General features: G+C 64.1%; 17 protein-coding genes. 9 read left to right on the forward strand and 8 right to left on the reverse strand.

Translation table 11 applies throughout. From position 1 onward, the window contains the following. Window positions 1–114 precede the first annotated feature (114 nt). Entirely contained in the window at window positions 115–537 is a 423-nt protein-coding gene (locus KEM60_RS08080; RefSeq protein ID WP_219107027.1) for a DUF3151 domain-containing protein, read from the reverse strand. Further along, entirely contained in the window at window positions 537–1,559 is a 1,023-nt protein-coding gene (gene fbaA, locus KEM60_RS08085) for a class II fructose-bisphosphate aldolase (RefSeq protein WP_219107028.1), read from the reverse strand. Before fbaA ends, KEM60_RS08080 begins: the two co-directional genes overlap by 1 nt. 424 nt (window positions 1,560–1,983) lie before the next feature. On the opposite strand from fbaA, the gene adhP reads away from it, so the two are divergent. Continuing rightward, window positions 1,984–3,003 carry an alcohol dehydrogenase AdhP gene (gene adhP, locus KEM60_RS08090; protein ID WP_219107029.1) on the forward strand — a complete coding sequence of 340 codons (1,020 nt, stop codon included), beginning with the start codon at window positions 1,984–1,986 and terminating at the stop codon, window positions 3,001–3,003. Between the two features lie 79 nt (window positions 3,004–3,082). Here the strand turns inward: adhP and KEM60_RS08095 are convergent, their stop codons facing one another. After that, window positions 3,083–3,763, reverse strand: a complete 681-nt coding sequence (locus KEM60_RS08095) for a TrmH family RNA methyltransferase (RefSeq protein WP_255574392.1) — start codon at window positions 3,761–3,763, stop codon at window positions 3,083–3,085. A gap of 110 nt (window positions 3,764–3,873) precedes the next feature. Between KEM60_RS08095 and KEM60_RS08100 the strand changes: the two genes are divergently transcribed. Continuing rightward, window positions 3,874–4,563 carry a DedA family protein gene (locus KEM60_RS08100; RefSeq protein WP_219107046.1) on the forward strand — a complete coding sequence of 230 codons (690 nt, stop codon included), beginning with the start codon at window positions 3,874–3,876 and terminating at the stop codon, window positions 4,561–4,563. A 169-nt stretch (window positions 4,564–4,732) separates the two neighbouring features. On the opposite strand, the gene KEM60_RS08105 is transcribed toward KEM60_RS08100, so the two are convergent. Together KEM60_RS08105 and KEM60_RS08110 are read right to left on the reverse strand one after the other, a co-directional pair. Beyond that, window positions 4,733–5,599, reverse strand: coding sequence for a diacylglycerol kinase family protein (locus tag KEM60_RS08105; protein ID WP_219107030.1), 867 nt, complete (start codon window positions 5,597–5,599; stop codon window positions 4,733–4,735). Next, the gene (locus KEM60_RS08110; RefSeq protein ID WP_255574393.1) at window positions 5,596–7,350 is read right to left on the reverse strand and encodes an FAD-binding oxidoreductase; all 1,755 of its coding nucleotides are present in this window, start codon (window positions 7,348–7,350) and stop codon (window positions 5,596–5,598) included. The genes KEM60_RS08105 and KEM60_RS08110 overlap by 4 nt, the downstream gene beginning before the upstream one ends. Before the next feature lie 60 nt (window positions 7,351–7,410). Between KEM60_RS08110 and KEM60_RS08115 the strand changes: the two genes are divergently transcribed. Further along, window positions 7,411–8,088 carry a TetR/AcrR family transcriptional regulator gene (locus tag KEM60_RS08115; RefSeq protein WP_219107031.1) on the forward strand — a complete coding sequence of 226 codons (678 nt, stop codon included), beginning with the start codon at window positions 7,411–7,413 and terminating at the stop codon, window positions 8,086–8,088. Then, window positions 8,085–9,710 (forward strand): glycerol-3-phosphate dehydrogenase/oxidase, encoded by a 1,626-nt coding sequence (locus KEM60_RS08120; RefSeq protein WP_219107032.1) that lies wholly within the window; start codon window positions 8,085–8,087, stop codon window positions 9,708–9,710. The genes KEM60_RS08115 and KEM60_RS08120 overlap by 4 nt, the downstream gene beginning before the upstream one ends. Window positions 9,711–9,791: 81 nt before the next feature. Here the strand turns inward: KEM60_RS08120 and pyrE are convergent, their stop codons facing one another. Both pyrE and KEM60_RS08130 read right to left on the reverse strand, forming a co-directional pair. Beyond that, window positions 9,792–10,343 (reverse strand): orotate phosphoribosyltransferase, encoded by a 552-nt coding sequence (pyrE, locus tag KEM60_RS08125; protein WP_219107048.1) that lies wholly within the window; start codon window positions 10,341–10,343, stop codon window positions 9,792–9,794. A 214-nt stretch (window positions 10,344–10,557) separates the two neighbouring features. Beyond that, on the reverse strand, window positions 10,558–11,370 hold the full coding sequence (locus KEM60_RS08130; protein ID WP_219107033.1) for an SDR family oxidoreductase: 813 nt from the start codon (window positions 11,368–11,370) through the stop codon (window positions 10,558–10,560). A 40-nt stretch (window positions 11,371–11,410) separates the two neighbouring features. Here KEM60_RS08130 and KEM60_RS08135 point away from each other — a divergent pair, with 40 nt between their 5' ends. Genes KEM60_RS08135 through KEM60_RS08145 form a run of 3 tightly spaced genes read left to right on the forward strand, consistent with a single transcriptional unit; the run spans window position 11,411 to window position 14,641 of the window. Continuing rightward, the gene (locus KEM60_RS08135) at window positions 11,411–12,202 is read left to right on the forward strand and encodes an exodeoxyribonuclease III (RefSeq protein ID WP_219107034.1); all 792 of its coding nucleotides are present in this window, start codon (window positions 11,411–11,413) and stop codon (window positions 12,200–12,202) included. Window positions 12,203–12,230: 28 nt separating this feature from the next. Next, complete coding sequence (gene thiD / locus KEM60_RS08140) at window positions 12,231–13,082, forward strand: bifunctional hydroxymethylpyrimidine kinase/phosphomethylpyrimidine kinase (RefSeq protein WP_219107035.1); 852 nt, start codon at window positions 12,231–12,233, stop codon at window positions 13,080–13,082. A gap of 38 nt (window positions 13,083–13,120) precedes the next feature. Beyond that, window positions 13,121–14,641 (forward strand): MDR family MFS transporter, encoded by a 1,521-nt coding sequence (locus tag KEM60_RS08145; protein WP_219107036.1) that lies wholly within the window; start codon window positions 13,121–13,123, stop codon window positions 14,639–14,641. Between the two features lie 87 nt (window positions 14,642–14,728). Here the strand turns inward: KEM60_RS08145 and KEM60_RS08150 are convergent, their stop codons facing one another. Next, window positions 14,729–16,219 carry an amino acid permease gene (locus tag KEM60_RS08150; RefSeq protein WP_370626330.1) on the reverse strand — a complete coding sequence of 497 codons (1,491 nt, stop codon included), beginning with the start codon at window positions 16,217–16,219 and terminating at the stop codon, window positions 14,729–14,731. Between the two features lie 781 nt (window positions 16,220–17,000). On the opposite strand from KEM60_RS08150, the gene KEM60_RS08155 reads away from it, so the two are divergent. Together KEM60_RS08155 and KEM60_RS08160 are read left to right on the forward strand one after the other, a co-directional pair. Then, a complete protein-coding gene (locus KEM60_RS08155; RefSeq protein WP_219107037.1) occupies window positions 17,001–17,351 on the forward strand; it encodes a transposase family protein in 351 nt (116 codons plus the stop codon). Beyond that, complete coding sequence (locus tag KEM60_RS08160; RefSeq protein ID WP_219107038.1) at window positions 17,338–18,126, forward strand: ISAs1 family transposase; 789 nt, start codon at window positions 17,338–17,340, stop codon at window positions 18,124–18,126. Before KEM60_RS08155 ends, KEM60_RS08160 begins: the two co-directional genes overlap by 14 nt. Window positions 18,127–18,888 lie beyond the last annotated feature (762 nt).

Consider the following 18,888-nt stretch of genomic DNA (forward strand, 5'->3'; position numbering starts at 1 on the left):
TGCACCACGTCCCAGGCAGTCCACGATGCTGTCAAGACGACAGCACGCGGTGGTGGTGATCACAGACCCCTCAGGGTCACATCGCCACCACCACCGCGTCGTTCACCGTAGAACTCACATGTCGAGTTCGGCGACAGCTTCCATCGAGCAGTCTCGGAGGAACTGCAGGCAGCGCTCTTGCTCGTCGGTTTCACCGATCATTCCGGCCGCCCGAGACAGGGCAGCTAGTGCCCGCAGGAAACCTTGGTTAGGGACGTGCGCCCAGGGGACTGGGCCTGCCCCACGCCAGCCAGCACGTCGCAACGCATCCAGGCCGCGGTGATATCCGACCCGGGCGTAGGCATACCCTTCGACTGGTCGCCCACCTGCGAGAGCGTCTTCGGCCAGCTCAGCCCATGCCAACGAACTTGATGGATGCGCCGCAGCCACGTCGGATGCCGGCGACCCGGCCGTGAGCATGGTCACGGCCGGGTCGTCGGGCAGCTGGGTGGGCGGGGGTTCCAACAGGTTGTGCCGGTGTGCGTCCCCGCCGCTCATCAGCGGTGGGTTCCGGCGGACCGCAGGTTCTCGCAGGCCTCGACGATGCGCTTGGCCATGCCCTCTTCGGCAGCCTTGCCCCAGGAGCGTGGGTCGTACATCTTCTTGTTGCCGACCTCACCGTCGATCTTCAGCACACCGTCGTAGTTCTTGAGCATGTGCTCGACGACGGGACGGCTGAAGGCGTACTGGGTGTCGGTGTCGACGTTCATCTTCACTACGCCGAAGTCCACCGCGTCGGAGATCTCCTGCGGCAGTGACCCGGAGCCACCGTGGAAGACCAGGTCGAGCGGCTTGTCGGCGGTGCCGTACTTGGCCTGCACTGCGTCCTGGCACTGCTTGAGGATTTCCGGGCGCAGCTTGACGTTGCCCGGCTTGTAGACGCCGTGGACGTTGCCGAAGGTCAGCGCGGCCATGTAGCGGCCGTTTTCGCCCAGGCCGAGGGCCTCGACGGTCTTCAGCGCATCCTCGGGGGTGGTGTACAGCTGGTCGTTAATTTCGTTGGCGACGCCGTCTTCTTCGCCACCGACAACGCCGATCTCCACCTCAAGGATGATGTTGGCGGCTTTGGCGAGCGCGAGCAGTTCGCGGGCGATCTCCAGGTTTTCGGTCAGCGGCACTGCGGAGCCGTCCCACATGTGGGATTGGAAGATCGGCAGACCGGTCTTCTTGACCTGTTCGGCGGATGCGGCGAGCAGCGGGCGTACGAAGCCGTCCAGCTTGTCCTTGGGGCAGTGGTCGGTGTGCAGCGCGATGTTGACGTCGAAGTTCTTCGCGACTTCGTGGGCGTAGGCGGCGAGTGCCAGCGAGCCGGTGACCATGTTTTTGATGGTCGGGCCGGAGAGGTATTCGCCACCGCCGGTGGAGACCTGGATGATGCCGTCGGATCCGGCCTCGGCGAATCCGCGGATGGCGGCGTTCAGCGTCTGGGAGGAGGAAACGTTGATGGCCGGGTAGGCGAAGGACCCTGCCTTCGCCCGGTCGAGCATGTCGGCGTAGACCTCGGGGGTTGCGATGGGCACGGCGTGGCTCCTTATGCGTACAAGACCTCGGCCGTGCCGGGATGCACGACCGGTGCTGCGGCCCAGCCTAGTGCGCTGGGTGGTGCGTGCTGCCTGCCTGCCCCTGTCGCTTCCCGCAGTGCGGACACCTTTGGTCTCATCGGAACCGCCTGTCTCCGGTGTCACGCGGCGATGGTGGGGTTGTCCACAACGGGCTGTCACCTGGGTCGGGGTACGTCGGCGGGGGTGATGGCGGGGTGGGGAGGGCGAGTGGTGGAGCCGACGGCGATTCGGGACGGAAGTCCTGTGTCTGAGGAGTTCGGTTGCGACGGGTACCTCAGGTGTGCTTGAGGTCGTAGCGTCGGGGATGTCCACCTCGCGGTCCCGTCCGATGGGGACGGGACGATTCCCCGCAACCGCCGTGGACCCACGGAAGGGAAGAAGCATGCCGTCCATGCAGGCCGCTGTCGTCACCTCCTTCGGGACTCCCCTTGAGGTCAAGGAGTGCTCGCTCCCTGAGCCTGGCCCAGGCCAGGCGTTAGTGAAGAACATTTCCTCAGGGGTGTGTCACACCGATTTACACGCCGCCATGGGTGACTGGCCGGTCAAACCTCAACCGCCGTTCATCCCCGGGCATGAAGGGGTAGGTCGAGTGGTGGCGGTGGGTCCGCAGGTCACCGACCTTGCCGTGGGTGACCTGGTCGGTAATGCGTGGTTGTGGTCGGCGTGTGGGACCTGTGAGTACTGCCGCACTGGCTGGGAGACCCTGTGCGGGGCTCAGGAGAATGGCGGGTACACCGTTGATGGCTCCTTCGGGGAGTACATGCTGGTCGATACCCGCTTTGCGGCGCGCCTCCCTGAAGGGTGTGATCCCGTGGAGGTGGCGCCGATCCTGTGCGCCGGGGTCACTGTCTATAAGGGGTTGAAAGTCACGGAGACCCGGCCCGGTCAGTGGGTGGCGATCTCCGGGATTGGTGGGCTGGGGCATGTGGCCGTCCAGTATGCGGTGGCGATGGGGTTGCGGGTGGCGGCGGTCGACGTCTCCGATGACAAGTTGTCGCTGGCTCGTGACTATGGCGCGGAGGTCCTCGTGAATGCGGCGACCACTGATCCGGTGGTGGCTGTCCAGGACGCTACCGGCGGGGTGCATGGTGTCCTGGTCACCGCGGTCCATCCGTCGGCTTTCGGCCAGGCCATCGGAATGGCTCGCCCTGGAGGCACGATCGTGTTCAACGGGTTGCCTCCGGGGGAGTTTCCGGCGTCGATCTTCGATGTGGTGTTGCAGGGCTTGACGATTCGCGGGTCAATCGTGGGGAACCGTCAAGACATGATCGAAGCCGTGGACTTCTACGCTCGGGGGTTGGTCACGCCACGGGTGCACCGTCGTCATCTCAGCGAGATCAACACGATTTTCGACGAGATGCGGGCGGGGACGATCGACGGGCGAGTTGTCATCGAATATTGAGGACGTCGTACGGCGGTGTCGTTCCCTGCGGCGGCACCGCCCGGCACCTCCGGTGGGTGAGTGTCTCGACAGTGTGGTGTTAACGGGTGATGGTGGCGTGCGCGCGGACCCAGGCGTGCATGGCGATGGCCGCGGCCGCCCCGGCGTTGAGTGAACGAGTGGAGCCGAATTGAGTGATGTGCAGAATGGCGTCTGCTCCGGTGAGAGCGGGCTCACTCAGCCCGGGTCCTTCTTGCCCGAAGACCATCAGTGCTCGGCGGGGCAGGTCAAACGTTTCTAAAGGGACACTGCCGGGCATGTTGTCTACCGCGAGGACGGTGTAGTCGTGGGCGCGCGCCCAATCGAGTAAGTCACTGACGTGGGCGTGGTGATGTTCATGCTGGTATCGGTCGGTGACCATGGCGCCGCGGCGGTTCCAGCGGCGTTTACCCACGATGTGGAATGCCCCCACATTGAAGGCATTGGCGGTGCGGATGATCGACCCGATGTTGAAGTCGTGTTCCCAGTTTTCCACGGCAATGTGGAGTGCGTGGCGGTGGGTGTCGAGGTCGGCAACGATCGCGTCATGGCGCCAGTAGCGGTATCGGTCGTCGACGTTACGACGGTCGCCGTGGGCGAGCAGCTCTGGGTCGTATGGGGCAGCGATATCTCCGGATGTCGTCCGCGGCCAATGTTTTTCGCCACCTGGCCAGGGGCCGACTCCCACGGTGCGTTCGGCGGTCGCCACAGTCTCATCGGTGCCGGTTTTGTCCCTCGTCACGACGGCGAGTCTAGGCGGGGCGGGGTTCTTGGTGGCGGTGGCGACGACGTACCAGACCCGGCGGACTCCCAGGGAACTCTCAGGGTACCCCCGGTAGCCTTGAGATCGTGATGCCTGCGCTCGGTCCTGACTGGTTGGACCCGGAATTCCTGCTCAACGCCCTGGGACCCTGGGCCACCTGGGGTGCCGCCGCCATCGTTTTTGCTGAATGCGGCCTGTTCACAGCGTTTCTCCCCGGGGATTCACTGCTGTTCACCGTCGGCTTGATGGTGGGTCGGGGCAACATTTCTCAGCCGTTGTGGCTGGTATGCCTCGTGCTCTTCCTGGCAGCCTTCCTCGGCAACGTCATCGGGTATGAGATCGGCCGCGCGATCGGCGCACCGCTACGCCACCGTGACGGCCGCATCATCAAGGCGAAGTACTTCGACCAGACCGAAGAGTTCTTCGAAAAGTACGGCAACAAAGCTCTCGTCCTGGGACGTTTCGTCCCGATCGTGCGGACCTTCATCACTGTCGTCGCCGGCATCGGCCGGATGGACCGGAAGCGCTTCTTCACCTACTCGGGTGTCGGCGCGTTCCTGTGGGCAGTGGGCGTGACGATCCTGGGCTACTACCTCGGCCAGTTCGACGTCGTGAAGAAGAACATCGAAGCCGCGCTCGTGCTCATCGTGGTGGTCTCCGTGTTGCCGATGGTCTTCGAATACCTCGCGCACCGGCGTCGCTCCCGCCTCGCCGCCGAAGAAGCAGCAGCGATCGCGGCCGAATACCCCGAAGAGCCTGCCGACATCCGCTACCACTGACAACCACAGTCCTTCAGCACTGACCACCAAGCCCACCGGCGCCGGTCTCCCTCCACCCACGGCGGAGACCGGCGCCGGCGGCGTTCCCCCCTCTCGACGCCAGGACATCGTCACCGGTAGCGTCCGGGGCCTCTCCCGGATCAATCTCCGACGGCGACATCTCCCGGGGTCAAGCCAATAAACGCAGCGCAGCAGGACGCACCCGCACCGCCACCGGAAGTGTCCCGACCGGATCACCGTCGGCGTACACCAAAGACGGCCCGTCAGAGACGTCCTGGACCTCCACCAACGACCCTTGATCCGTCGCCACCCCAGGCATATCGATATGCGTACCGTGGAAAGCGCGCGCCATGACCTGCGCAAAACCACGTTTGCGGGTCGCCACGAATGTCAGGTCCACCAAGCCGTCGTCCAACCTGGCTTGCGGACAGATATTCAAGCCGCCGCCGTACCACCCGGACATCCCGATAGCCAGCTCATACCCGGACCAGTGAATCGTCCGATTGTCGATAGTGACGTCGAACTGAAACGGCGACACCCGAGCCATCGTGCGTACCGCTGCAGTGTGATAAGCCAACGGGCCAGGGATCCGAGAACGCGCCGCGATCTGCGATGCCAACGCAGAGAACCCAATACTCACCACCCCCAAGAAGGGCGCACCATTGACCTCCCCCAGGTCGATACGCCGTTCATGGGCCACCCGCAACGCCGCCGCAGCCGCCGCTGGATCCCGAGGGGCACCCACCGCGCGAACAAAATCGTTGCCACGGCCACCAGGCAGTGGGGCGAACCGAGCCCCACTGATCACAGCGCCTCGCGCCACCAGAGCATGCATGCCGTCGCCGCCGAGACTGGCCACCACCTCATCCGAGTCAGCTTCCGCGGCAATCCTGGTGGCCTCATCACTGTTGCGACTGCGGATCGCCCGCACCACCCAGCCGTGCGACCGCAGCACATCCTGAACTATCGGTGCAGCGGCAACGGCCCGGCCACCACCGGCGGTCGGGTTAATCACCAGAAGAGCTCGCTGGGTCACGACAGTTGTCCCGGGTCGCTCGTCGGATCAGCGACGCGGTGCGCGCCAGGCAACGCAGGAAGCAACTTACCGGGATTCATGATGCCCGCCGGATCAAGTTCTCGTTTCACCGCATGCAGCGCTCGCACCCCCAAGTCACCCAACTCTTCCGCAAGGTAGGGCCGGTGATCACGCCCGACCGCGTGGTGATGGGTGATGGTGCCGCCCCCGGCACTGATCGCTTCACAAGCGGCCGCCTTCACCGCAGCCCACTGCGCGATGGGGTCTTGCTCCTCAGGGGCAGCGAAGGTGTAATACAGCGACGCACCGGCCGGATAGACGTGCGAGACATGGCACATCACCAGGCAGCGGCCACCTTTCGCAGTCAACGCATCCCGGATCGCCGCACCCACCCGATCATGCAGGTCCGCGAGGTTACCCCAGGTCGTTGCTGTTTCCAAGGTGTCCGCGAGGATGCGATGGCCCATCAGGTAATCCCGCTGGTAGGGGCCAGAGAACCGATGTTTCTCCCACGCTTTGGCGATCATGGACGGGGCGGCGATACCTCCAGCTTGGCGCAGCACCGGAGTGCATGCGTTCTGGCGGGCTTTGAGGATCTGATCGTCGGTGCCCTCCCAGACCAAAATCAGCAAGCAGGGACGCGCCAAGCCACGCATTCCGGCGTACCGCAGCAGGGCCTTGCCGACCGGCCCGGCATGCATGAATGTCACTTCGCTCTCGTCCTCGTCGGACAGGCGGGCGACGTCGGCGATCCACCCGTGCCCCAGCTCTTGAGAGAGCTGCCGCAGTGCGGCGCTTCCCGCGGCGAACGAGCCAAACAGCCAGGCTGCGTACCGTTTGTGCGTCGGCATCGGCTGCACCCGCACAGTCGCTTCAGAGATCACCCCGAGCGTGCCCTCACTGCCAAGGACCATATCGTGCAGACGCGGCCCGGCCGCTGATGCCGGAGACCGGCCGCCAACGACGAGTTCCCCGGTGGGGGTTGCCATCCGCACCCCAATGACTTGCTGGTCAACACGTCCATAACCTGTCGAAGCCTGCCCTGCGGATCGGGTGGCGAGATATCCACCGAAGGTCGCTTCCTGGTGACTCTGCGGGTAGTGCCCGAGAGTCAGGCCATACGGGCGCAACGCGCGCTCAATATCAGGACCGCGCACCCCGGCTTGGAACACCGCCGTGCGAGAAAGCTGGTCGCAGGACACCATCCGATCGAGGCGTCGCAAATCAAGGCTGATCACCCCGGTGAATCCGGACGCGCCAGCGGATGTCGCGTCGGTGCCAGTAGTGCCAGCGACGCCACCGACGACGGAGGTGCCACCACCGAAGGGCACCACGGCGATCCGACGCCGGGCACAGATCTGCAGCACCTGGACGATCTCGTCAGTGGTGCCAGGCAACACCACCGCATCCGGGGCTTCCTGCCCGTCGCCGAGCCACATGCGCATCATGTCGGGGTAGCTCTTACCCCCCGCATGCCGGACCCGAGTGTCATGGTCGTCCCGGACCAGGTCGTGACCGACCACGGTCCGCAGCTCGGCGATGGCTTCGTCATCCACCCGTCTGGTGGGGACACGCACTGCATCGATCTGCACCGGTCGGCGTGGGGTCGACAACGGTTGGACACCGAGACGGCTCGTCAGATACGACCAAGCGTCGGGGCGTAATGGCTTCATTTCGGTGGGATCGCCCCACCCGTGCCACACGGATCGTGGGATGGATCGGGTGAGGGCGTCTTCCATGGCGTGTCCCATGTGAAACACCTTGGCATAAAGTGATACACATCGTCATATGAACGTGCGACCATTTCTGATGTGAAACCCCCGCAGCCCCTCCCCGAGACGTCGCTCCGGTCGCCCCGAGGTTCCCGGACCGCCCCTCACGCCACCCGCGTCGCCGACACCCGCATCCTCCAAGCCGTCCGCGAAGAAGTCCTCGCCGTCGGCGTCGGCCGCGCCACCGCAAGCTCCATCGCCCGCCGCGCCAAAGTCGCCCGCGTCACCGTCTACCGCCACGGCTGGAGCATCGACAGCCTCGTCCTCCAAGCCATCACCGACGAAGCCGTCACCCTCGCCGCCGACGTTACCGACCACCTCCCCGACGGCGACGGCCTGCACGTCCTCACCGAAATGTGCTGCCGAACCGTCAACACCATCGCCTCATCCGAACTCCTCCCCGCCGTACTGCGCCACGACAGCGAACTCCTGCTGCCTTACCTCACAGAACGCCTCGGAGCCAGCCAGCGCATCTTCGTCGACACCACCATCCCCCTGCTCGAAGCCGGACACCGCGACGGCACCATCCGCCGCGACGACCCCCGAGTCCAAGCCACCATCCTCTTGCAAATCCTCACCCCCTTCGCCCTCGGGCCTGCCCTGCTCACCCGGGAAATCGGCGCCGACACCACTCACGAGCAGGTACGACGCCTCGTCATCGGCTACCTGGCCAACACCGACCAGGCCGAACCACCCCCAGGAGGGAATGCGGAATGACCCGCCACGCCGCCCCGGACTCACTCGACGCCCACACCCGGACCCGCGCACTGGAACGACTCGCCGAAGAACGGTACGACGTGATCGTCATCGGCGGCGGCGTCACCGGAGCCGGGGTGGCACTAGACGCCGCCTCCCGCGGCCTGCGCACCGCCCTCATCGAACAGGTCGACCTTGCCGCTGGCACCAGCCGATGGAGCAGCAAACTCGCCCACGGCGGCCTGCGATACCTGGCCACCGGCAATGTCGGCGTCGCCTGGGAATCCGCCATGGAACGTCACCACCTCATGACCAGGATCGCCCCCCACCTCACCCGATCCACGACATACCTGGTCCCCCTCGACGCCAACACCGGTGCCGCCATGGGCGCCCTCACCACCGCCGGCGTCCACGTCGCCGACGCCATGCGCATCGCCGCCCGCACCCCCGCCATCACGCTGCCCCGACCCCGACGTATCAACGCCGCCCAAGTCCTCCACCTCGCCCCCGGCGTACGACAGCAACACCTGCGCGGCGCAGTCAGCTACACCGACGGGCAAATCGAAGACGACGCCCGACTCGTCATCGCGCTCGCCCGCACCGCCTCCGCCCACGGCGCAGACATCATCACCCGATGCCGCGCCAGCGAACTCACCGCCGACAGCGCCACCCTCCACGACGACCTGACCGGCCAGAGCCTGACCGTCCACGGGCACATCATCTCCGCCACTGGTGTTTGGGCTGGGAACCACACCCCCGACCTGACCATCCTGCCCAGCCGTGGCTCTCACCTCATCGTGCACGCCGACGCCGTCGGACGCCCCCACGCCGTCTTCACCGCACCCGTGCCCGGACACTTCGGACGATTCGTCTTCGCCGTACCCCAAACCGACGACATCGTCCTCATCGGCCTCACCGACGAAGAAGCCCCCGGCGTAGACGGCATCGCCCCACCCGTCCCCGCCGCCGAAGAAGACTTCCTCATCGACACCATCAACCGTGCCCTCGAACGCCCCCTCACCCACGCCGACATCCTCGGCCGCTTCGCCGGACTGCGCCCTCTCGTCATCCCCACCACCAACACTGATGACGCCGACCAGCACAGCAACCACAAACCCACCTCTGACGTCTCCCGCCGCCACCTGCTACTGGACACCCCCGGCGCCCCCATCACCATCGCCGGCGGCAAACTCACCACCTATCGCAAAATGGCCCAAGACGCCGTCGACGCCGTCGCCAAACGCATCCCCAACGGCAGCACCGTCGGTGGGCACACCATCAGCCCGTGCCGCACCACCACCCTGCCACTCATCGGCGCCGCACCCCACGACGTCCTCGCCCAGATTGACGCACCCACCCGGCTGATCCGCCGATACGGCACCCAAGCCACCGACGTCATGGCACTCGCCCAGCAACACCCCGAATTCGCCACGCCAGTGCTGCCCCCCACCAACGGCCACCAGACCCCGCCCATGGCCACCATCGGCGCCGAACTCCTCTACGGGGCTCTCCACGAAGGAGCACTCACCGTCGACGACCTCATCGAACGACGGACCAGGCTCTCCTTCATCGAAGACGGCCGCGCCCAAGCGACCGAGGTCGCCGAACGAGCCCTAGCGCTCGCCGCAGACCTCCAGCACTAACACCAGACCGACCCGGGACCGATCAGCCCACGGTCCCGGGTCAAAACACCGACCAGCTCCCTAGCAGGCCAGCCAACACCTTCAGGACAGGCCGAGATCTGCCAGACCGTAGGCGAACAGGTAGGGCACCTGGGTCTCCGCAGCAATCCGCTCCGCCGCACCAGAACTCCGATCAGCGATCACTGCGACCGCCACGACCTGTGCCCCCGCCTCCCGACAGGCCTGCACCGCTGTCAACGGCGATCCCCCCGTGGTGGAGGTGTCCTCCACCACCAGCACCCGACGCCCCTCAATCGACGGCCCTTCGATCCGCTGCTGCAAACCGTGCGCTTTCTCTGACTTGCGCACCACGAAGGCATCCAGCGTCCGACCCCGACGAGCGGCTGCGTGCAACATCGCGGTGGCGACCGGGTCTGCTCCCATCGTCAAACCGCCGACTGCGTCAAACTCCAGGCCAGCAGTGAGATCCAGCATCACCTCACCCACCAGCGGGGCAGCTTCACCGTCCAGGGTGATTCGGCGTAGATCAACGTAATAATCGGCTTCTTTTCCCGACGACAAGGTCACTCGGCCATGGACCACGGCCTTCTCCTTGACCAATTCACGAAGACGATCCTGGGCATGCTGCTGCATCTCGGTCACGAAGCCACCCTACTCAGCGCGGCGCCGCCCCTCTGCTCTCAGGAGGCTGCGCCTCTCATCGACCGGTCCGCTGGGGTATCGCTGTCCCGTCGGACGTACATAGCCGTGAGCAGATCGGCAGCCCTGCACCTGGACAATGCTGTGACCAGCGAAAATACTCGAACGGTCGCCACGCCAACGGGGCACTGTACGTCTGAAGGAACGCTCACCCCCGTCCACGGCCCCGTTCCCGCCCACGTCGGCGCATCCGTCGTCGGCCACCGACCAAGAGTCCGGAGATTCCTCGCACCACCGACCGGGGCATCACCCCGGTGACCACCTCCACCGCCTTGTACACCCGGCCTGGCGTGCTCATCACCCGTCCGGCGCGTGCATCAGCCAGGGCGGCACGCACCAAGTAGTCCGCGTCTAACCACATCAGTTCGGGCAGACCAGACATCGTCTCCCCCATCCGTTGATGAAACTCGGTGTGGGTATATCCCGGGCAGAGCGCAGTCACCCCCACACCAGTCCCCCGCAGCTCGATCGCCATCGCCTGCGAAAACGTGCTCACCCAGGCTTTGCACGCCGAATACGTCCCCATCGTGGTGAACGCCGCCACGCTGGAGACGTTGATGATCTGGCCTCGCCCCCGAGTAGTCATTGCACGCCCCGCCGCATGGCTCAACACCAACACCGCGTGGACGAGCACCGCCAGTTGCCGCTCTTCGTCGGCGATCTGTGAGCGCAGGAAGGACGTCGTCAATCCGAATCCGGCGTTGTTGATCAGCAGGTCGACAGCCTCGTCACCTCCTCGATTCAGCCGGTTAGCGACGTGGTCGACGTCGGTGTGTCGAGCTAGGTCGGCGGGGAGCACTTCGCAGCGGATGCCGTAGGTGGCGGACAACTCGGTGGCGACGTGGTGCAGGCGGGCCTGGTCTCGCGCGACGAGCACGAGGTCGTGTCCGGTCCGGGCAAGTTCATGGGCGAAGGCTCGGCCAATCCCTGCGGTGGCTCCGGTGATCAACGCAGTCGTCATCTCTCCACGGTAGGTGCGGTGACCTCGCTAGGGTGTCGCTGTGCGTATCGCGACCTGGAACGTCAATTCCATCCGTACCCGTGCCGAGCGGGTCCTTGCTGTCTTACGTCGCCATGAGCTGGATGTGCTGGCGGTGCAGGAAACCAAATGCAAGGACGAGCAGTTCCCGATGCAGCTGTTTGAGGAGGCTGGGTATGAGGTGGCCTGGCATGGTCTGAGTCAGTGGAACGGGGTGGCGATCTTGTCCCGGGTGGGTATGTCTGATGTCCAGGTGGGGTTTCCGGGTATGCCGGGATGGGGGGAGCCAGATCCGGCGGCTGAGGCTCGGGCGATTGGCGCGCTCTGTGGTGGCGTGCGGGTGTGGTCGGTGTATGTCCCGAATGGCCGGGAGCTGGATCATCCGCACTACCGGTACAAGTTGGACTGGTTAGCCGGGTTACGGGCGGCTGGGGCCCAGTGGTTAGCGGCGGATCCGCAGGCTCAGGTGGTGTTGATGGGCGACTGGAATGTCGCGCCCCTGGACGAAGATGTGTGGGATCCGGCATTTTTCGCGGATAAGACCCATACCAGTGGTCCGGAGCGGGCAGCTTTTGCGGCGATGGTGGATGCGGGGTTTGTCGATGTGGTCCGGCCGTATTGCCCTGGCCCGGGGGTGTACACGTATTGGGATTACACCCAGTTACGGTTCCCGAAGAAGCAGGGGATGCGCATCGATTTTGCGTTGGCCTCTCCGGCCCTGGCTGACCGAGTGACTGGTGCGAGCATTGATCGCGACGAGCGTAAAGGCAAGGGAGCGAGCGACCATGTGCCTGTCATCGTCGATCTTTCCTGACCTGTCTGTTTGCTGCTGAGGAGTTGTGATGACCCGCCCCCCTGTGGCTGTGACGATCGCCGGTTCTGACCCTAGTGGTGGGGCGGGAGTCCAGGCGGATCTGAAGACATTCTCTGCGTTGGGCGCCTACGGCACGAGCGTGCTCACCGCATTGACAGCGCAGGCGACGACGGGGGTGACTGCGGTCCACACCGTCCCGGTGGATTTTGTGCGGGCCCAACTGGATACCTTGCTTGCTGATGTGCGAGTCGACACGGTGAAGGTGGGCATGCTCGCTTCGAGTGACCTGGCGTGCACTGTCGGAGAGTATCTGCGGGGTCCGTTAGCGGGGATGCATCGGGTGTTGGACCCGGTGATGGTCGCGACGAGCGGGAGCCGACTGTTGGCTGATGAGGCGGTGTTCGCCGTACGGGCGCTGCTGCCTGATGTGGACGTGGTGACACCGAATCTCCCTGAGGCTGCTGTCCTGACTGGGACGGCGACGGCGACGTCTGTGGCGCAGATGGGTGAGCAGGCGCGTCGGTTGCGTGAGGAGTACGGCGCTCGCGCGGTGTTGGTCAAGGGCGGTCACTTGTCTGGAGTGGCCGATGCGGTGGATCTGTGGCGTGATGATGCTGGTGAGCGCCTGTATCACGCGGAGCGGGTCCCTACGGTGAATACGCACGGCACCGGGTGCACCTTGTCGTCAGCAGTGGCTGCGCTGCGCCCGCGCCATCCGGATTGGCCGTCGACGGTGGCGGCGGCGAAAGAGTGGCTGACTGAGGCGTTGCGGCACGCTGATGTCCTCGAGGTGGGTGCGGGTCCGGGACCGGTGCATCATTTCCACGAGTTGACGGCTCGCTGGGTGGTTGCGCCGTACGCCGCAGTGCCTCGACCCTGAGGGTCGGGTTCGCTGCGGCACAGCGTTACCGTGCCTGAATGAGTGATACCACCTGGTCGGGACGGTCCGACGTGGACGAGTGTCTCCCCGACAATCCGTGGCCAGCGCTGTGGGCGTTGGTGGTGGGGTTCTTCATGATCCTCGTGGATTCGACGATCGTGTCGATCGCTATGCCGTCGCTGATTCGGACTTTCAGGGCTGATGTCGCTGATGTGATGTGGGTGACCAGCGCGTATTTGTTGGCGTACGCCGTACCACTGTTGGTGACGGGTCGTCTGGGAGATCGTGTTGGCCCGAAGCGGGTGTATTTGACGGGTTTGGTGGTATTCACGGCCGCGTCCTGGGGGTGTGGGTTGTCCGGGTCGGTGACGGCGTTGGTCGTGGCGCGCACCGTTCAGGGGTTGGGTGCCTCGATGATGACGCCGCAGACGATGGCGGTGATCACCCGGACGTTCCCGGCGGATCGGCGAGGTCAGGCGATGGCGTTGTGGGGGGCCACTGCTGGGGCCGCGACGTTGGTGGGGCCCTTGGCGGGTGGGGTGCTGATTGACACGCTGGGGTGGGAGTGGATTTTTTTTGTGAATGTCCCGGTCGGGGTGGTGGCGTTCGCGTTGGCGGCGCGACTGGTCCCGTCGTTGCCGACGCATGCGCATAGTTTTGACTGGGTCGGGGTGGTGTTGTCGGCCACGGGGATGTTTTGTGGGGTGTTTGCCCTGCAGGAGGGCGAAACGTATCAATGGGGCACGATCTCAGGGGTGATGTCTGTCCCGCTGTTATTGGCGGTGGCGGCGGTAGCGTGGGTGGCTTTTGTGTGGTGGCAGTCGAAGGTACGGCGCGAACCTCTGGTGCCCTTGAGCTTATTCCGGGATCGTAATTTCTCGCTGGCGAATATTGCCATCACCACGGTCGGTTTTACGGTGACCTCGATGATTTTCCCGTTCACGTTGTATGCGCAGACGGTGCGCGGTTTGTCCCCGACGATGGCTGCGTTGCTCCTGGCACCGCAATCAGTGATGTCGATCCTGTTGGCTCGCCCCACTGGGCGGCTCGTGGATCGACTTCATCCTCGGGTGATGGCCGGGATCGGGCTGGCAGGGTATAGCGCCTGCATCGTGGTGATGTCGTTGTTGATGACTCCGACGACGCCGTACTGGCAGATCCTGGCGGTAGCGGTACTGATGGGGGCGGCTAATAGCTGCGTGTGGGGGCCGTTGTCGACCAGCGCCAACCGCAACTTGCCCCGTCATCTCGCAGGCGCTGGGTCGGGGGTCTACAACACCACCCGGCAGGTGGGATCGGTGCTGGGAAGCGCAGCGATCGCCGCGCTGATGACCAGCAGGATCGCCGCTCATCTCCCGAGTGGTGGGCCGATGATGGGTCGGGGACATCACACCTCTGGGGGCGGTGCGTTGCCGACAACGGTCGCCGAGGGGTTAGCTCAGGCGCTGGCAGAGACCATGGTGTTGCCAGCCGCGGTGCTCCTGATCGGCTGGGTGGCAGCGCTGTGCTTTGAAGCTCCCCGCCACTTGCGTCGTCTGGAAGGAATGCCACCGGATTGAACCGCACCGGAATCAGCCCGACTCCACGGCGCGGTTGACCCGGTGTGACGTGCGACGCCGCGCCCTCTCACACCGGGTCGACGACGATCAGCTGTGGACCTCTTCAGTGGTGGTGTCGTCCTGGTGGACCTTGTCACGGGACATGAACCAACCGATGGTGAGCACCACAAACCAGACGGGGGTGACCAGCAATGCCTGCAGGGTGTCTTGTTCGCGGGTGAGCAGGACCAGGACAAAGACGAAGAAGGCCAACACCACCCAGCACATCGGCACCCCACCTGGCATTTTGTACGTCGAAGCGGCGTGCGCTTCGGGATGACGGCGCCGGTAGACGATGTAACTGAACAGGATAAGCCCCCACACAAACAGGAAAAGCACCGCGGAGATGGTGGTCACCACGGTGAAGGCTCCCATCACGGTGTCACTCATGAGCAGGAAGACTGACAGGGAAATGAGGGCCACCGAGACAAATAGGCCGTTTTGAGGGACGGCGCGCCGGGAAAGCCGACCGAATGCTGCCGGCGCCATTCGTTTGTGGGACAGACCGTAGAGCATCCGGGAGGTGGAGAAGATTCCGGAGTTGCACGAGGACGACGCCGAAGTGAGGACGACGAAGTTCATGAGGGATGCTGCGGAGGCAATCCCAATGAGGGAGAACAGGTTGACGAAGGGTGATACGGCGGGGTTGACCTGGTCCCAAGGGGTGACGGACATGATGGCCATCAGGGCGAAGACGTAGAAGAGGATGACACGGATGGGGATGGAGTTGATCGCTTTGGGCAGGGTGACACGCGGGTCGGCGGTCTCGGCGGCGGTGGTGCCGACGAGTTCAATCCCCACGAAAGCAAAAACGGCGATCTGGAATCCGGCAAAGAATCCGTCGATGCCGTGCGGGAAGATCCCGCCAGGGCGCGACCACAGGTAGGTCAGCGATGCTTTGGTGCCGTCGGGGGCGGTGAAAGCGGTGGCGACCATCACGATCCCGGCGATGATCAGTGCGACGATGGCGATGACCTTGATGATCGCGAACCAAAACTCCATCTCACCGAAGAGTTTGACAGTGAGTAGGTTTAATCCGAGAAGAGCCGCGAGGGTGACCACAGCCAGCACGATGGCGGTGCCAGTCATCTTTTCGGGATGGTCCGAGTTAACCCAGAAGTTCCAGTAGCCAGCGACGGCGATGATCTCGGCCATGCCGGTGACCACCCAGCACATCCAATAGGTCCAGCCAGAGAAAAACCCTGCCCAAGGACCTAAGAATTCGCTGGTGAAGTCTTGGAAGGACTTGTAGTTGAGGTCATGCAGCAGAAGTTCGCCCATGGCGCGCATGACAAAAAACAGCATCAGCCCGATGGTGAGATAGACCAGCAGGATGGAGGGTCCGGCAGCATGGATGGTCTTACCTGATCCCATGAAGAGTCCGGTGCCGATGGCTCCACCGATGGCGATCAATTGGACATGTCGGTTCTTCAGGCTGCGTTGGAGGTGCTCACCAGAGTCCGGGGTGCTGGCTCCGTCGACCCCAGCGGTCAGCGTGGCGGGGGTGGAGGGGGTCGGTCGATCGTGCAGGTCGGACACGGGGTTCTCCTGTCAAGGCATGACCCTCAGGTGCGCCGCGCAGTTCCCTGTCGGTAGTCCGGGGCAGACCTGGGTGGTGTGTATTGGGGCACGTTAGCTTCCCGCCCCCTGCACAAGAACTGGGTTTCCCAGGAGCGGGAAAGAGATTCATCCCACGTCACTGGTGACAGCACTGTCGGGATCATGCATGGTAAAGCGCCGACCCCGTCTGAGGTCGGCGCTCTACGGAAGAGGACGACGATTCTGCCACCTCCCCCGGAGATTTCATGGTGGTGGGCGTGCCGTGATGTCAGAAACGCCTTTGACCTGCAAGGTCATTGCGTACGACGGCAGATATCCGGCAGCTCGAAGGGCACTTCCCCAGTGAGTCAACGCAGCGGTCTGCACCCGGTCCGAGAGGGCTACCACTTATCCGCATTCGTCACCAACACCACCCGCGACCAGCTCGCCCCACTGTCACACCCACATGCCTGAATAGGTCCCAGCACACCAGCAACAACACCGCCCTACCCACCGACGGAGCACGATGAAACATTCGGGCTAGCACGCTATAAACCATGACTGCGCGACAGCTAGACGTCGGGCGACCTGTCCGTTGCAAGGGCCTTCGACCTGCAGGACTTCTGGCTCTCCACCAGGGCTTCTGAAAGTTCGGTGGGATAGGGCTGTGAGCTGCGAGAACGTGGGGGTGTGGTCGGCGTGTCTGGTGTGACGGATGGGGCCTGTGGGTTGAGATGGGAGTTCTCACACCGACCGTCTCGCGCGAGGACCCCATCCGCTGATGTCAGCATTGCCGATCACCACCGCTGTTGCCGACTCGGGCTTGTTGGGCGTCTTGGAGCGAGTGCCTGATCCGCGAGACCGGCGGGGTAGGCGGTACCTGTTGGCGGGCTTGGTCGCCGTGGCGGTGTGTGCCGTGATCGCCGTGGCTCGCTCGTTCGCCGCGATCGGGGAGTGGGCCTTGGGCCTGGAGGGTGAGCAGTTGGCCAGGCCGGGGTTTTTGCGGGCGCCGGAGGAATCCACGTTAGGCAAGCTGTTCGCGCGGCTGGCCGCCGCGGTCCTGGATCGTCTCCTGGCGGTCCTGGCGTGGTGTCGGATTCGCGACGGGGGGTCGGCGGGTGGTGGCCATTGATGGCAAGACCATCTGCGGGGCCCGCAGCGCCAGCCGGAACACCCCGCACATGGTGGCCGTGTTTGATCACAGCACCGGGGTCGTCCTGGGGCAGCGCGCTGTGGACGCCAAGAGCAACGAGATCCCCGCGGTGCGGGACTTGATCGGCGGGTTCGACCCGGCTGACGTGCGTGGAGGCGTCATCACTGTCGATGCGATCCACACCCAGGACGACACGGCCAAGGCCATCGTGGCCGCGGGCGCGGACTTCGTGTTCACGATCAAAGCCAACCGTGCCTGGCTGTACAGGGAGTGCAAGACCCTGCCCTGGGCGTCGATCCCGATCGGGGCCACCAGCACCGGGCGGGGCAACGGCCGACGAGCGAGGCGAACCATCAAGGCCATCAACACCCCCGACCTGCCGGGCTGGCCCGAGTTGGCCGGTGTCGCCCACATCGCTCAACTACGTCGAACCCTCACCCGAGCGGGTAAGAAGACCGTCGAGGTCGTCTACCTGGCTACCTCCAGCAGCTGCCAGGACGCGCCACCGGCGGTGCTCGCGGCGTGGGTGCACGGCCACTGGGGCATCGAAAACCGGCTCCACTACGTGCGCGACGTCACCTACGCCGAGGACGCCTCCCACGTGCGCACCGGCCAGGCACCACGCATCATGGCCAGCCTGCGCAACACCGCCATCAGCCTCCTACCCCTCGCCGGCTGGGACAACATAGCCGCCGCCTTGCGCCATCACTCACGCAACCCCAACCGGGCACTCACATCCGCCCTGAACTGCTGAAACGCGACATTTCCGGAGCCCTGGGCTCTCCGCAAAGGGGTAAATCCCTGGTGGATAACGCCCTACTGACTCTGCTGGCAACCCTGCAATAACACTAAAGCCCTCAGGGATAACGCCGACAAAAAAGCGCATTTTATGCTAGAAAATATAAAAATTGAACGCCCAATGATGTGATCATAATCACATCATAAGAATATGATTTGCACTATTTGAGGTTGGCGAGAGATGTACATTATTGCCCTTGCGAAAGGGGTGAAAATTATGTACAAGAAACCCGTATTTGAACTCATAGTGATCATGCGGAATGGTCGCCCACTTAAGCCGACCGCGTGTGACTCCTACGGGCGTTATTCACGAGGCGTTAGAGACCCACCCCCTACACTCCGGGGAACAATCGATACACGCCTGTCACCATACGCATATATGAAAACATCGGCCGCTTTGAGATCATTGGGTTAGACGACTCACATCTCTCATGAAAGCGGCCGATGCGGTACCAGTCGTGCAGCAGGACTCGATCACGATGCACTCGATGAACTCGTCAGGCGGGTCACCGAGATTTTTCACTCCCGGGGAGTGGACTTCAGGAGAAATCGGTGGCCCGTCAAAGAACACGTTATCCTCACCCTGGAACTTCTACGGAACAATCTGTCACAGATGTTCCTTGCTGACCAGGTAGATGATTTCACCATCGACAGCTTCTCGAATCTATTGCAGGATGCTCCCGGTCGTCAATGAAGCTCTCCTCTTGACAGGTATCCC

The sequence above is a fragment of the Austwickia sp. TVS 96-490-7B genome (assembly GCF_019331795.1).
In the GTDB taxonomy this organism is placed as follows: domain Bacteria; phylum Actinomycetota; class Actinomycetes; order Actinomycetales; family Dermatophilaceae; genus Austwickia.